This is a genomic window from Actinomadura sp. NPDC000929, from assembly GCF_040492065.1.
Taxonomy (GTDB): Bacteria; Actinomycetota; Actinomycetes; order Streptosporangiales; family Streptosporangiaceae; genus Spirillospora; species Spirillospora verrucosospora.
The window spans coordinates 11,633-24,390 of sequence record NZ_JBEUPA010000002.1 but is presented as its reverse complement, the minus strand read 5'-3'; the positions used below and the strand labels follow the sequence as shown (position 1 = coordinate 24,390).

12 protein-coding genes are annotated in these 12,758 nt (G+C 71.9%); 8 read left to right on the top strand and 4 right to left on the bottom strand.

Annotation, left to right across the window (positions count from 1 at the left end; genetic code table 11):
• Positions 1-9: 9 nt before the first annotated feature.
• The 4 genes from ABWI04_RS00915 to ABWI04_RS00900 form a co-directional block, all read right to left on the bottom strand.
• Positions 10-1,167: a sulfotransferase family protein gene (locus ABWI04_RS00915; RefSeq protein WP_345178115.1), complete on the bottom strand. Its 1,158-nt coding sequence runs from the start codon at positions 1,165-1,167 to the stop codon at positions 10-12.
• A gap of 14 nt (positions 1,168-1,181) precedes the next feature.
• Positions 1,182-1,967 (bottom strand): SDR family oxidoreductase, encoded by a 786-nt coding sequence (locus ABWI04_RS00910; protein ID WP_353831027.1) that lies wholly within the window; start codon positions 1,965-1,967, stop codon positions 1,182-1,184.
• Positions 1,967-3,187 carry a hypothetical protein gene (locus ABWI04_RS00905; protein WP_353831026.1) on the bottom strand — a complete coding sequence of 407 codons (1,221 nt, stop codon included), beginning with the start codon at positions 3,185-3,187 and terminating at the stop codon, positions 1,967-1,969. Before ABWI04_RS00905 ends, ABWI04_RS00910 begins: the two co-directional genes overlap by 1 nt.
• Positions 3,188-3,279: 92 nt before the next feature.
• Complete coding sequence (locus ABWI04_RS00900; protein WP_353831025.1) at positions 3,280-3,738, bottom strand: nuclear transport factor 2 family protein; 459 nt, start codon at positions 3,736-3,738, stop codon at positions 3,280-3,282.
• 313 nt (positions 3,739-4,051) lie between these two features.
• Here ABWI04_RS00900 and ABWI04_RS00895 point away from each other — a divergent pair, with 313 nt between their 5' ends.
• From ABWI04_RS00895 to ABWI04_RS00860, 8 genes are all read left to right on the top strand, one after another.
• Complete coding sequence (locus ABWI04_RS00895; RefSeq protein ID WP_353831024.1) at positions 4,052-5,686, top strand: NAD(P)/FAD-dependent oxidoreductase; 1,635 nt, start codon at positions 4,052-4,054, stop codon at positions 5,684-5,686.
• Positions 5,687-5,807: 121 nt separating this feature from the next.
• A complete protein-coding gene (locus tag ABWI04_RS00890; protein ID WP_345178103.1) occupies positions 5,808-6,146 on the top strand; it encodes a hypothetical protein in 339 nt (112 codons plus the stop codon).
• Positions 6,147-6,301: 155 nt separating this feature from the next.
• Entirely contained in the window at positions 6,302-6,976 is a 675-nt protein-coding gene (locus ABWI04_RS00885; protein ID WP_353831023.1) for a hypothetical protein, read from the top strand.
• A gap of 194 nt (positions 6,977-7,170) precedes the next feature.
• Entirely contained in the window at positions 7,171-7,959 is a 789-nt protein-coding gene (locus ABWI04_RS00880) for a glutamate ABC transporter substrate-binding protein (protein ID WP_345178099.1), read from the top strand.
• 28 nt (positions 7,960-7,987) lie between these two features.
• Entirely contained in the window at positions 7,988-8,629 is a 642-nt protein-coding gene (locus ABWI04_RS00875) for a hypothetical protein (RefSeq protein ID WP_353831022.1), read from the top strand.
• A 16-nt stretch (positions 8,630-8,645) separates the two neighbouring features.
• Positions 8,646-9,683: an XRE family transcriptional regulator gene (locus ABWI04_RS00870; RefSeq protein WP_345178097.1), complete on the top strand. Its 1,038-nt coding sequence runs from the start codon at positions 8,646-8,648 to the stop codon at positions 9,681-9,683.
• 163 nt (positions 9,684-9,846) lie between these two features.
• Positions 9,847-10,713 (top strand): Sco1979 family transcriptional regulator, encoded by an 867-nt coding sequence (locus ABWI04_RS00865; protein WP_345178096.1) that lies wholly within the window; start codon positions 9,847-9,849, stop codon positions 10,711-10,713.
• A 103-nt stretch (positions 10,714-10,816) separates the two neighbouring features.
• The gene (locus ABWI04_RS00860; protein WP_353831021.1) at positions 10,817-12,751 is read left to right on the top strand and encodes an ABC1 kinase family protein; all 1,935 of its coding nucleotides are present in this window, start codon (positions 10,817-10,819) and stop codon (positions 12,749-12,751) included.
• The last annotated feature ends 7 nt before the right edge of the window (positions 12,752-12,758 follow it).

Here is a 12,758-nt window from a genome sequence, read left to right as displayed (position 1 = left end):
GTCGGCGGATCACCGGAGTCCGGCGGCGTAGTCGGCGAAGCGCTCGTCGACCTGCTCCGGGGTGAGGCCGAAGTCCGCGAGCGAGTACCGGTGGGCGGGTTTCGCGGCGCCGGTGGAGCTCTCGCCGTGGAGCCTCGTCATGGCGGCGCGGGCGTCGCCGGTGAACGGCAGCCCGAACCGCGCGTAGACGGACTCGACCGTGCCGATCGGGTCGCGGACGAAGTCGTCGTAGTGGACGTCCGCGAACCGCGCGGGGTCGTGGCGCGCCCGTTCGGCGCGGAACAGGTCGAGGCCCCGGCCCCACAGGTCGAGCTGGTCGCGGCCGATCACGGGGCCGGTGAACACGTCCGACCATCCGGCGGTGGCGTGCGCGGCCAGGCTGCACATCGACGCCATCGCGGTGCGCGGCGTGCGGTGCGTCTGGACGATCAGCGCGTCGGGATAGACCTCCAGCAGCGCGTCCAGCGCGAACAGGTGGCTGGGGTTCTTCAGCACCCAGCGCCGTCCGGGATCGTTCAGGCCGATGAGCTGGAGGTTGCGCCGGTGCCTGCGGTAGGCGTCCGTCCAGTCCTGCCCGGCGAGCCAGGACGAGTAGCCCGGCAGGTGCGCCAGGCACTCGAACGAGATCGACAGCATGCTCTGGCGGAGCAGCTGCCAGCACTCCTCGACGGAGTCCGCCGAGATGTAGTGGACGCCCATGAACTCAGGGTTCTCCACGTGGTGCCGCCGGTACCCGGCGTCGATCGCCTGGAAGACCGGGTCGCCGGCCCAGGTCTCGCGCGGCGGGCGCGGCTGCGGCACCTCGGCCAGCCACAGGTCGAGGCCCTGGTGCGCGGGGTCGGCGGTGAGCAGCCGGTGCAGGGCCGTGGTCCCGGTGCGGGGCAGGCCGGTCACGAAGATCGGCCGTTCGACGGGGACGTCCGCGTGGCCGGGGTGCCGCCGCCAGGCCGCCTCGGAGTACTGCCGGGCGACCAGGGCGCCGCGCAGCATCGCGCGCTGCGCCCTGTTGCCGAGCGGGGTGAGCCCGGCCTCCCCGGCCAGCGACTCCAGCAGCACCTTCAGCCCGTCGAGGTACTCGTCGCCGCCGAAGTCGTCCGAGCCGGTGATCCTGGCGGCCGAGGCGTGCAGGTCCTCGACGGTCCCCACGCTGTCGCGACCGTTCGTCATCGGTCCGTCCCTTCCTAGTGGTGCCACTCGCCGGAGTTGACGTCCAGGCACTGGCCGGTGACGGCGCGGGCCAGCGGCGACAGCATGAACACGGCGGCGTCGGCGACCTCGTCGGGCTCGGGCAGCTTGCGCAGGTCGGTCGTCGCGGCGTTCTCGTCGTAGACCTGCTGCGCCGTCACGCCGCGCTTCTCCGCGAGGTGGTGGAAGTACCACTTGAGGTTGGGCGCCCAGATGTAGCCGGGCGCGATCGTGTTGACGCGGATCCCGCGCGGCCCGAGCTCGGTGGCCAGGTTCTGCGCCATCGCCAGCAGCGCCGCCTTGGCCATCTTGTAGGCGCCGAACGTCCGGCGGGAGTGCCGCAGCACCGCCGAGTTGATCATGACGACGGAGCCGCGGGAGTCCTCCAGCGCCGGGACGAACAGCCGGGTCAGGTGGAGCGCGGCGAGGACGTTGGTCTCGAAGCCCGCCCGCACCGCGTCGAGGTCGACCTTCGTCAGGTCGGTCAGCGGCGGGGTGGCGAAGGCGTTGTTGACCAGGCCGTCCACCCGGCCGAACGCCTCCCGCGCGGCCGCGGCCAGCCGCTCGCAGGCCGCCGCGTCCCGGATGTCGGTCGGGACGGTCGCGGTCCGCCGCCCGAGGTCCTCGACCTCCTTGGCGACCTCGGCGAGCCGCTCCTCGTTGCGCGCGGCGAGCACGACGTCGGCCCCGGCCTTCGCGCACTGGAGCGCGAGCCCCCGGCCGAGCCCCGGGCCCACGCCGGAGACGACGACGACCTTGCCCTCCAGCAGTCCGGCGCCCATCAGCCCAGCATCCTCTTCGCCACGGCGGTCTGGCGGGCGGCGATCCGCTCCGCCCACTCCCGCCTCCCGACGCGCTGGCTCTCGTGGAAGGGCAGGGCGCGCGGGAGGTCCGCGAACGGGACGACCTCGACGCGCGGCCCGTCCTCGGGTGTGAGGTCGCGGGCGAGCCTCTGCCAGCGGAACTGCAGGTAGCCGCGGCGGTGCCCGGTCCGCTCGATCCAGTTGGCGAGCCCCGGATCGCGCTCGCTGACGACGTACCTGATCATGCCGTCCTCGTCCACGCGGGCCTGGTCCGCGGTGAGGCTCGTCTGGTGGTTGATGTAGTCGAGCGAGACGTACCACATGCTGCCGAGCTGGAAGCCCTGGTAGGGCGCCACCTCACGATCGGCGGCAGGGCAGGTGACGACCATCACCTCGTCGTCGTCCAGGTCGTAGTGGCCGACGGACGAGAACTGCGTCGCCAGACCGCCGGGCGTGGGCCGCGGCTCGGTCAGCGTGTTGACCGGCAACTGCAGGTAGTGCCATTCCGGGAAGGCCAGGAAGGTACGGATCCGCGACACCAGCATCTTGCCCGCGATCTCGTACCGGCGGGCCATCCGGTCGGACGGGACCGGCAGCGGGGAGGTCCCGAGCGTGTCGGCCCGGTGGATGCGGATCTCGCCCGGCCTCTCGTTCTCCCAGTCGCTGAAGACCTCCCGCACGATGAGCATCGCGGAGCCGGGGGCGAGCGCGACGTAGCCGGGCCCGGCGTCCTCCCTCGGAGGGCCGAATCGCAGCCGGAACGTCCCGTCCTCGGCGATGTCCAGCTCGCGGTCGTCGAAGGCGGTGAGGCTGTCGGGCGACTTGGCCGGCGAGTAGTCGCCGTTCATGACCTGGAAACTGAGGTCGGCGGTCGTCCCCCGGCGCCCGGTCACGACGTATTCGGCGTCGTCCCGGATGTAGGCGTGGAAGTACAGCGTGTCGGGATTGTCGAGCCCGAGCTTGGTGTACGGCCCGGTCGACGACGCGAAGAACGGATAGTCCCGCTGGTAGGCGCCCACCATGTGCAGTGACGCCTTGATGCTGCCGGCCAGGTAGTCGAGGCCCTCGGCCAGGTCCTGGTCGGTCTTGACGTGCGGCGCGGCGCGGATGATCCGCTCCGCCTCCACGACCGCGTCGGCGAACGAGCGCGTCGCGGCGTCCGGGCGGTCGGTGCTGCCTTCGGCTGGATCGGTGGCCACCGGGCTCTCCTCGGGTCGCGGGCGCGAGGCCGTGCTCTGGCGGGAGGGAGACTAGAACGCGTTCTAAGCAGCGGGCAAAGGCCGGGTCCCGCTCAATGGGAGGTCGTGAACTTCAGGCTCGGCGCGTCGTCCAGCGACACCATGTACTCGTAGGTCCGCCGGTGCCCGGTCTTCTCGACCCGCCATGCGCCGCCGTCCCGCCGGTAGACGTCGTGGTAGAAGGCGGCGCCCCGGATGAGCAGCCGGTCCGCCGGGAGGATGATCGTGTCGTCCAGCGACCAGATCCCGGTCGCCCGGTCCCCGTCGAGGTCGATCTCCGGGCAGCCGGCCGTGTGGGTGCTGATCTTGTCCGGCCCGAGATTGGACCGCATGTACTCGACGATCGCGTCCCGCCCCTCCAGCCTGAGCGTCTCGCCCAGCACCGGCGTGTCGTACTCCGCCACCGCGTCCTCGGTGAACACCCCGGCGAACTCGTCCCACAGCTTGAGGTCGACGCACCGCAGGTACCGGTACTTGAGCCGCCGAATCTCTTCCAGCGCAACCAGATCCATGCGCCCCAGCCTCCTAGCTCCTCCGGCAAAACACAAGAACACGTTCTACCCATCGGGCCGGGCCCGCGGAAGGAGGTGCGCCGCTCCGGCCGGACCAAAGATCCGGCAAAAGGTCGGCATCGGCTGATCGGCGCCCGCCGCGCCGAGGCCAAGGGGACTTGCGAGATCCACCAACTCCGCCGCGCCCGGATTCCGGTGCCCGGCAAGGGAAGCGCGCGATGGCGGCCGTGGAAACGCCTCCGCGCTCTTGAGAAGATCGGCCGTCCGCGGTCGCCGTTCCGGCCCGCCGGCCGGGATTACGCTGGTAGAGGTGATGGCACCGGTCATACTCGTGGTAGATCACGACGCGGGCTCGCGGCGGGTCCTCCTCGCCGACCTCACGCGACGGCTGGGCGAGGCGTTCACCGTGAAGGGCGCGAGTTCGCCCGGCGAGGGGTGCGACGCGCTGCGGGAGATGGCGCGGGCCGGGGAATCCGTCGCGCTGCTGATGGTGGACGACGCCTGCGCCGACGTCCTTCCGCCGGCGCACGAGCTGTATCCGAACGCCAGGCGCGTGCTGATGGTGGACCGCGACTACACCTCGACCAGTCCGGCCGTCCAGGCGATCGCGCTCGGGTCCGCCGACTACCACCTCGTCCGGCCGTGGACGAACGACGAGACGATGCACCGGGCGGTGAGCGAGTTCCTGTCCTCGTGGACGGAGGAGCAGGAACCGGCGTTCGAGCTGTTCCGCGTCGTCGCCGAGATGGACGACCCCCGGATGCTGCGGCTGCGCGACGTGATGGCGCGCTTCAACCTGCCCTTCGTCGTCCACCCGCCCGGCGGGGAGACCGGGCGGCGGCTGCTGGAGGAGGCCGGCGCCGACGCGTCGCGGCTGCCGGTGGTGGTCCGCTACGACGGCCGGGCGTACGTGGACCCGCAGGTCTCCGACCTCGCGTGCGCGATGGGCGTCAGCGTCGAGAACGACCTGGAGGTCTGCGACGTCGCCATCGTCGGCGCCGGGTCGGCCGGGCTCACGGCGGCCGTGTACGCGGCGTCCGAGGGGCTCGACACCGTGCTGCTGGAACGGGCCTTCTCGGGCGGCCAGGCCGGGACCAGCCCGATGATCAGGAACTACCCCGGGTTCCCGCACGGCATCGCCGGGGGCTACCTGATGGAGCGCACCTGCGAGCAGGCGTGGCTGATGGGCGCGCACATCGTCTTCGCCCAGCAGGTCGTCGGCCTGGAGAGCCGCGGCGACCGGCGGGTGGTCCGCATGGCGGACGGCTCCGAGGTCAGCGCACGCGCGGTGCTGATCGCCACGGGCGTCGACTGGCGGCGGCTCGGCGTCCCCGGCCTGGAGGCCCTCGTCGGCTCCGGCGTGTTCTACGGCATGGCCGTGGGCGAGAGCCGCGCGATGCGGGGCCAGGACGTCTTCATCGTCGGCGCCGGGAACTCGGCGTGCCAGGGCGCGCTGCACCTGGCCAAGCACGCCCGCACGGTCACGCTCGTCGTCCGGGGCGACGGCCTGGCGAAGTCGGCGTCGACCTACCTGCTGCGCGCCATCGAGTCGACGCCGAACATCGTCGTCCGCCGGCGGACCGAGGTGACCGGATGCGGCGGAGGCGACCGTCTGCGGTCCCTCACGCTCGCCGACCGGGCGGCGGGCGCCACCGAGCACGTCCCGGCCGCCGCGCTCTTCATCATGATCGGCGGCGAGCCGCACACGCGGTGGCTCCCGGACTGCATCGCCTGCGACGAGCAGGGCTACCTGCTCACGGGCCGCGAGATCGACGACGGGGCCCCGCCGCGCCGGGCCCTCGACCGGGACCCGATGCCGCTGGAGACGAGCATGCCCGGGGTCTTCGCCGCGGGAGACGTGCGCAAGGGCTCGATCAAGCGGGTCGCCTCGGCGGTGGGCGAGGGCGCCACGGCCGTCCGCTCGATCCACGAGTACCTGTCCCTCTGAGCCGCTATGACGGTTATCGACGGTTTTCGGGGACGGTTGGCGAATTCCGGGGACGGGAGCACTTCGGGCGCGGCACTCTGAGGCCGTCGAGATGGAAGCGCCTGTCCTGGAGAGTGGTCCTGTGGTCGACGGCTCGCTTGAGAACGTCCCGTCCGAAACGGCTGAGATCGCCGAGACGCCGGAAGGGGAGGCGTCCTGGCTCGGACGCGGCGTCGCGTTGTTCACGCCCGTGTTCGCCGTGGCGGCGGGGTGGCTCGCCGGTGCCGTGGCGCAGCTCGTGCCCGGAGCCCACCTCGACGAGACGCAGGTGACCACGTTCATGGTGGCCGCGTCGACCGCGGCGCTCGGATCCGGGTGGAAGTGGCTCCAGGGATGGCAGCAGCACGAGCGCCTCGTCGCCGACGGAAAGGCCGCGCCCGTGAAGAGCAGCCGGGAGCGGCGGCGTCGCCCGGCCAAATGAAACGGGCGCGCCGCGAGGCGAAGTGAAACGGGCGCCCGGAAGGTAGGCATAGCTCTACCGCGAAGCGGGAGGCACGCCCACGGACAGGCCGTGGCGCGCCCGGCAAAGTGTTCCGCAGATGCAGATTCCTCCTCGCCCCTGAGAAAGGCAGTCTCGTGGACACAGTTCTCGCCCGGCGCTTCACCGGATGGACCGGCCTCGCCTCCGCCGCCGCCCTCATCGTCGGGGTCCCGCTGTACTTCGTCTACTCGGGCTCGCCGCCGGACTCCAACGTCCTGTCCCGCCTCCTCCTGCAGATCCTGGCCCTCGGATTCCTGCTCCTCTTCGTGACGGGTTTCCGGGAACTGGTGAAGAGCGTCGACCCGCGTTACGAATGGGCGGGGAACTTCGCCTTCGCCGCCGGGATCGCCTACGTCGTCGTCACCCTCGTCTCCAGCGGGCTGGAGGGCGGAGCCGTCATCGCCGCGGACCGTCCGATCGACCCGACCATCTCCGTCAGCGGGACGTACATCCTGTACGGGTCCATCGGGCGCATGCTGCTGGCGTTCTTCCTGGTCGCGCTGGGATACGCGGTGCGGAAGACCGGCGCGCTGCCGGCCTGGACCGGCATGTCCGCCTACGTGCTGGCCGCGATCAACATCGCCTTCATCCCCTCGCTCTTCTTCGGCAACAAGCCGGCGTTCTTCTACGCCGCCAACGGCTGGGGCACCACCGCTTCGCTGGGCGCCATCCTCAGCTACTGGCTGCTGATGATGGGCGTCGTCGCCCTCCGCAGTGAGCGAGGCGCCGCCGGGCGCCTGGCGCCGGGGACGCACAGAGTTCGCGGCTGAATTCCGCGAGCAGGCCCGATGGCCGCCGAAGGCACACCGCCTCGGCGGCCATCGGGCTGTCGGCGACTTCTGCGCGCTGCCGGCCACTTCTTCGCAATCGGCGCCCGGGTCTGGCCGCCACAGGTTCATCCGCCGGCATTGCACGGTCGTCCCGCGTTCATCCGGCGGCCTTTTCCTGTCGCTAGTCATGGTCCGTGCGCGCCATTCTCGTGCTTCTGACTCTCGCACTCGCGCTCGTGGGATGCGCGACCGCCAGGGCCTCGATCCACCGCCAGGACGTCATCGTGATCGGGGTCAAGGCGGACCAGCCCGGGCTCGGGCTGAGGAAAAACGGGGTGTTCCAGGGGTTCGAGGTCGACGTGGGCGCCGACATCGCCCGCCGCCTCGGGGCGTCCCGGGTGACGTTCCGCGAGGTCAGGTCCGACGACCGGGAGCGGCTGCTGAACCGGCGCGCCGTCGACCTGGTGCTCGCGTCCTACTCGATCACGCCGGACCGGGCCAGGCTCGTCGCCTTCGGCGGCCCCTACTACGTCGCCCACCAGGACGTCATGGTCCGGCGGGGCGAGACCCGCGTCCGCAGCGTGCGCGATCTGGCCGGGCGGAGGATGTGCCAGGCCAGCGGCTCGGTCTCGACCGAGCGGGTGGTGGTCGGTCTGAGCATCCCCGCCCGGCTCGTCCCGGGCTCGTCCTACAGCGACTGCGTGGCGAAGCTGCGGTCCGGGGCCGTGGACGCCATCTCCACCGGCGACCTGGTGCTCGCCGGGTTCGCGGCCCCCGACCTGAGGATCGTCAACGCCCCTTTCACCGACGAGCGGTACGGGGTCGGGATGCGCAAGGACGACGCGGACGGCTGCGAGGCGGTGAACCGGGCCATCACGACGATGTACCAGGACGGGACGGCGGGCCGCCTGCTGGACAAGTGGTTCGGCAGGAGCGGGCTCACGCTCGTCCGCGAGGTCCCCGAGTTCGAGGGCTGCTCGTAATGTCGGCGCCCCTGGCTATGGTCGAGACGTGGCTGAGGACAGGGACGCTTGGGACGAGCTCTTGGCAGCGGGCTTCCTGCACGCCCTGCGGGAGGCCCACCGCGAGGCGACGCTGGCCGTCTTCGGCGGGCTGAGCCGGGCGGCCGGGTTCACGGAGCGGACGTACGGGGTCGGCGCCTTCGACGCGCTGGCGTCGCAGATCGACCGGGTCTTCGAGGCCGAGCCGCAGGTCGTCCGCGACGATCTGAACGGCTCGCCCGGCTGGCGGTACGGGCCGTACCGCGTGCTGCTCAAGCGGCACGAGTTCGGGAACGTCAGGGGCATCCGGTGGGACCGCGCCAGCCCCACCAAGCAGGCCGTGGCGCGGCAGACCTACGTCGAGGACCCGCAGCTCGCCCTCCCGCTGGGCGTCGGGCCGCGCGACACGCCCGGGGTCGTGACGCTGGTGCTCGCGCACAGCGCCACCGAGGCGCCGCTGGAGATGGAGCTCTTCCTGGGCCGCCCCCGGTGGAACGCCGACGGCGGCACCGCCTGGCACTGGGTCAGGCCCCTGGACGACACCATCGGGGCCGATCCACGTCGTAAGCTCGTCGAGCGGACGATGCCGCTGTGGGACGACCGGGAAGAGGACGTCCCGATGCGGCTCCGCGGGGAGACGAAGACGGCCTAGCAGAAGGTGGCGCGGGGTGCTGTTCGACTGCGAGCGGCTGACGCTCGCCCGGCGGCTCAGGGGCCTGCGCAAGAACCAGCTCGCGCAGGCCGTGGGGACGACGCCGAAGGCGATCGGGCAGTACGAGGCGGGCGTGCAGAGGCCCGAGGAGACGACGGTGCGGCGGCTGGCGATCGCGCTGGGCGTGCCCGTCGAGTTCTTCCAGAGCGGCCGCAGCCCGGTCTCCATGGACGGGGCCCACTTCCGGTCGCTCCGGTCGACGACGCAGATCGAGCGCGACCAGGCGCTCGCCTACGGGCGGATCGCCACCGACGTCGTCGCCGTCCTCGAAAGGCTCGTCGACCTTCCCGAGGTCGACCTTCCCGAGTACCCGGTCTCGCCGGAGGAGATCGCCGGCCCGGGGCCCGCCGAGGCCGCCAGGCTGACCAGGAAGGCGCTGGTCGAGCGGGCCGGGCCGGTGCCGCACGTCGTCCGGCTGCTGGAGTCCCACGGCGTGATCGTCCTCGTGCTGCCGCGGGCGGCCGAGCGCGTGGACGCGTTCAGCGTCGGCGTCCACCCGAGGCCGATGGTGTTCTTCAACCCGGCCAAGGGCGACTACTGGCGCAACCGGTTCGACGCGGCCCACGAGCTGGGCCACCTGGTGATGCACGCCGACGCCGAGCCCGGCGAGAAGATCGTCGAGGACCAGGCGCACCGGTTCGCGGCGGAGTTCCTCATGCCGGAGGCCGACATCGCCGGCGACCTGCCCGCGGGCCCCGACTGGGACCGGCTCGCGCGGCTGAAGGCGTCCTGGGGCGTCAGCATGGCGGCGCTGCTCTACCGGGCCCGCACGCTCGGGATCATGAAGGAGCCGGTGTACCGCGACGCGATGAGCACGCTGAGCTCGCGCGGCTGGCGGCGCCAGGAGCCCGGCCCGGCCCGCCCGCTGGAGCAGCCGACGATGCTGACCCGCGCGCTGGAGGTCGTGGAGGGCGCCGGCACGGATCGTGACCGGATCGCCGGGGACGCCCGGGTCACCCGCGCCGATCTGGACCTGCTCGTCCCGCGCCGGTGACCCCTTCTGGAACGCTCCGGCCCGCGCTCAACACAATGGCGTGATTGGTAAAGCGGCTGCGCCGGATACGTATCTCTGTCGAGAGGTCTCCTGCGCGTTCACGATTGCCTGTGAGACCCTCCGAGAGTGTTGCCGGACCAACGTACGGAACGCTGGAGACCTGGTGCTTGACAATCGGCTGGCGAGTCCCACCGCGCTGCGCATGCAGCTCGGGGCGCGGTTACGGCGGATGCGCGAGGAGCGCGGTCTCAGCCGGGTGGAGGCGGGCGAGGCGATCCGCGGCTCGGCGTCCAAGATGAGCAGGCTGGAGCTCGGACGGCACGGCTTCAAGATCCGCGACGTGCTCGACCTGCTCACCCTCTACGGCGTCGAGGACGAGGACGAGCGGAATGGCTTCGTGCAACTCGTCCGGGAGGCCAGGAAGCCCGGCTGGTGGCAGGGCTACGGCGATATCGTGCCGAGCTGGTTCGAGCAGTATCTCGGCCTGGAACAGTCGGCGGCGACGATTCGCACTTACGAGGTGCAATACGTTCCTGGCCTTCTCCAAACGCGCGACTACGCGCGGGCCGTCATCGGCCTGGAGCACCATGACGCGGCCTACGGGGGCCTCGAACGGCGCCTGTCCCTCCGGATGCGGCGGCAGGAGATCCTGCACCGCCCGACCGGCGCGACCACGCTCTGGGCGGTGATCGACGAGGCGGCGCTGCGGAGGCCGATCGGCGGGCCGCGGACGATGCGCGGCCAGATCGAGCACCTGATCGCGGTGTCGGAGGGCATGCCCAACGTGAAGGTGCAGGTCCTGCCGTTCGCGGCGGGCGGGCACCTGGCGCTGGGCGGCCCGATCACCATCGTGCGGTTCGCCGAGTACGACCTGGACGACGTGGTCTACCTGGAGCAGCTGACCGGCGCCCGCTACCCGGAGGGCCAGGAGGCCGTCCGCTACCAGAAGATCATCGATCTGCTGGGCATCCGCGCCGCCCGCCCCGCCCGCACCACGACCTTCCTCAGGGACCTGCTCGACGAGCTCTGATCCCCCGTCGGGACGAGCGGCTCCCCCTCCGGCGGGAGGGGCGCCGCCCCCGCGCTCACTAGCGTCCCCCGTGACGTGGAAGACGATCCGGCGGGCGGCGGGAATGGACAGTTCAGCGACGATCATCGCGTTCCTCATCGGAACGGCGATCAACACCTGGGTCATGGCGTACGGGGCGAGGAGCCTGCTCGAGACCCGGTTCCCCCTGTTCCGGACGCTCGTGGCGGGCGCGGTCGGGCAGGCGGTCGCCAGCCCGATCATCAGCGCGCTGATCGGCGACCTGCGCGCGGACCGGGAGCCCGCGGCCCTGACCTGGCTCGCCTGCCTCGGCTTCGCGTGCGCGCTCCTCGTCTCGATGACGATCCTGGTCCTGTGGGAGGCGTTCGTCCCGACCGGGACGGTGCCGTCGCCGCTCCACTGGTTCGGCGCCGTCCGGTCGCGGATCGCGCGGACCCGCCGGTACCGGCGCATCTCGTTCATCTTCCTGCGCCACGGCCTCGGTCCGTACCTGCGCGGACGCGCGCGCCCGAGCGCCCGCACCGCGCGCTCGTTCACGCACGCCCTCGAACAGGGCGGCGTCGTGTTCGTCAAGCTCGGCCAGGTCCTGTCTACCCGGCGGGACGTGCTGCCGCCGGAGTTCGTCCGGGAACTGGGGCGGCTGCAGGACTGCGCCACACCGGTCCCGTGGCCGCAGATCGAACGCGTCCTCCACGAGGAGCTCGGCGACACGCGCGACGTCTTCGCCTCCTTCGACCGGACCCCGCTCGCCGCCGCGTCCATCGCGCAGGTGCACCGGGCCACGCTCCGGTCCGGCGAGGAGGTCGTCGTCAAGATCCAGCGGCCGGGCGTCCGCGCGGTGGTCGAACGCGACCTCGACATCGTCGGACGCCTCGCCCGGACGCTCCACGAGCGCGCCGGATGGGCCAGGTCGTTCGGCGTCGTCGACCTCGCGGACGGCTTCGCGACCGCGCTGCGCGAGGAACTCGACTTCCGCGTCGAGGCCCGCAACATGGCCTCGGTCGCGGCGACCGCCCGCAGCGGCGACGTCGTCGTCCCCCGTCCCCACGACGATTTCTGCACGGGCCGCGTCCTCGTCATGCAGCGCCTGGACGGGGTCGCGCTCAGCAAGGCCGGCCCGCGCGTCGACTCCGCCGGGCTCGACCGGACCGCCCTCGCGCGTACCCTCCTCGACACGGTGCTGCGCCAGATCGTCCTGGACGGCGTCTTCCACGCCGACCCGCACCCCGGCAACATCCTGCTGCTCGACGACGGCCGCCTCGGCCTGATCGACTTCGGCTCGGTCGGACGGCTCGACACCGAGCTGCGCGGCTGCCTCCAGCGCATGCTCATCGCCCTGAACCGGGGCGACGCGGTCGCGGTGACGGACGCGTTCCTGGAGGTCGTGGCCCGTCCGGACGAGCTGGACGAGCAGGCCCTCGCCCGCGCGCTCGGCGCCTTCATGGCCCGCCACCTCGGCCCGGGGACCAGCCCGGACATGGCCATGTTCACCGACCTGTTCCGGCTGGTCGCACGGTTCGACCTCGCGGTCCCGGCCGAGATCGCGGCGGTCTTCCGGGCGCTCGCGACGCTGGAGGGCGGTCTGAGCGAGCTCGCCCCCGGGTTCGCGATCGTCACCGAGGCCTACACGTTCGGCGAGTCCTACCTGCGGGAACGGCTCCGGCCCGGCTCGCTGCGCGAGGCCGCGAACGACGAACTGCTCAGCCTGCTGCCGATGCTGCGCCGCCTCCCCCGCCGTCTGGACCGCATCACCGCCGCGGCGGAGGCGGGCCGCCTGAGCGTGAACGTCCGCCTGTTCTCCGACGAGTCCGACCGCCGCACGGTCACCGGCCTCCTCCAGCAGGTGCTGCTCACCATCCTGGCGTCGACCGCCGGCGTGATGGCGGTCATGCTGCTGGGCCTGCGCGACGGCCCCGCGATGACCCGCGACGTGACCCTCTTCCAGTTCTTCGGCTACTGCGGCCTGGTCATCTGCTCGGTCCTCTCCCTGCGCGTCCTGGCGGTGATCTTCCGCCGCTGATCGAACA

What these genes read in the sequence shown, in the direction of transcription:
- ABWI04_RS00915 (WP_345178115.1), bottom strand. Translation starts at nt 1,167, where the DNA reads ATGACGAACGGTCGCGACAGCGTGGGGACCGTCGAGGACCTGCACGCC.
- ABWI04_RS00910 (WP_353831027.1), bottom strand. Translation starts at nt 1,967, where the DNA reads ATGGGCGCCGGACTGCTGGAGGGCAAGGTCGTCGTCGTCTCCGGCGTG.
- ABWI04_RS00900 (WP_353831025.1), bottom strand. Translation starts at nt 3,738, where the DNA reads ATGGATCTGGTTGCGCTGGAAGAGATTCGGCGGCTCAAGTACCGGTAC.
- ABWI04_RS00895 (WP_353831024.1), top strand. Translation starts at nt 4,052, where the DNA reads ATGGCACCGGTCATACTCGTGGTAGATCACGACGCGGGCTCGCGGCGG.
- ABWI04_RS00860 (WP_353831021.1), top strand. Translation starts at nt 10,817, where the DNA reads ATGGACAGTTCAGCGACGATCATCGCGTTCCTCATCGGAACGGCGATC.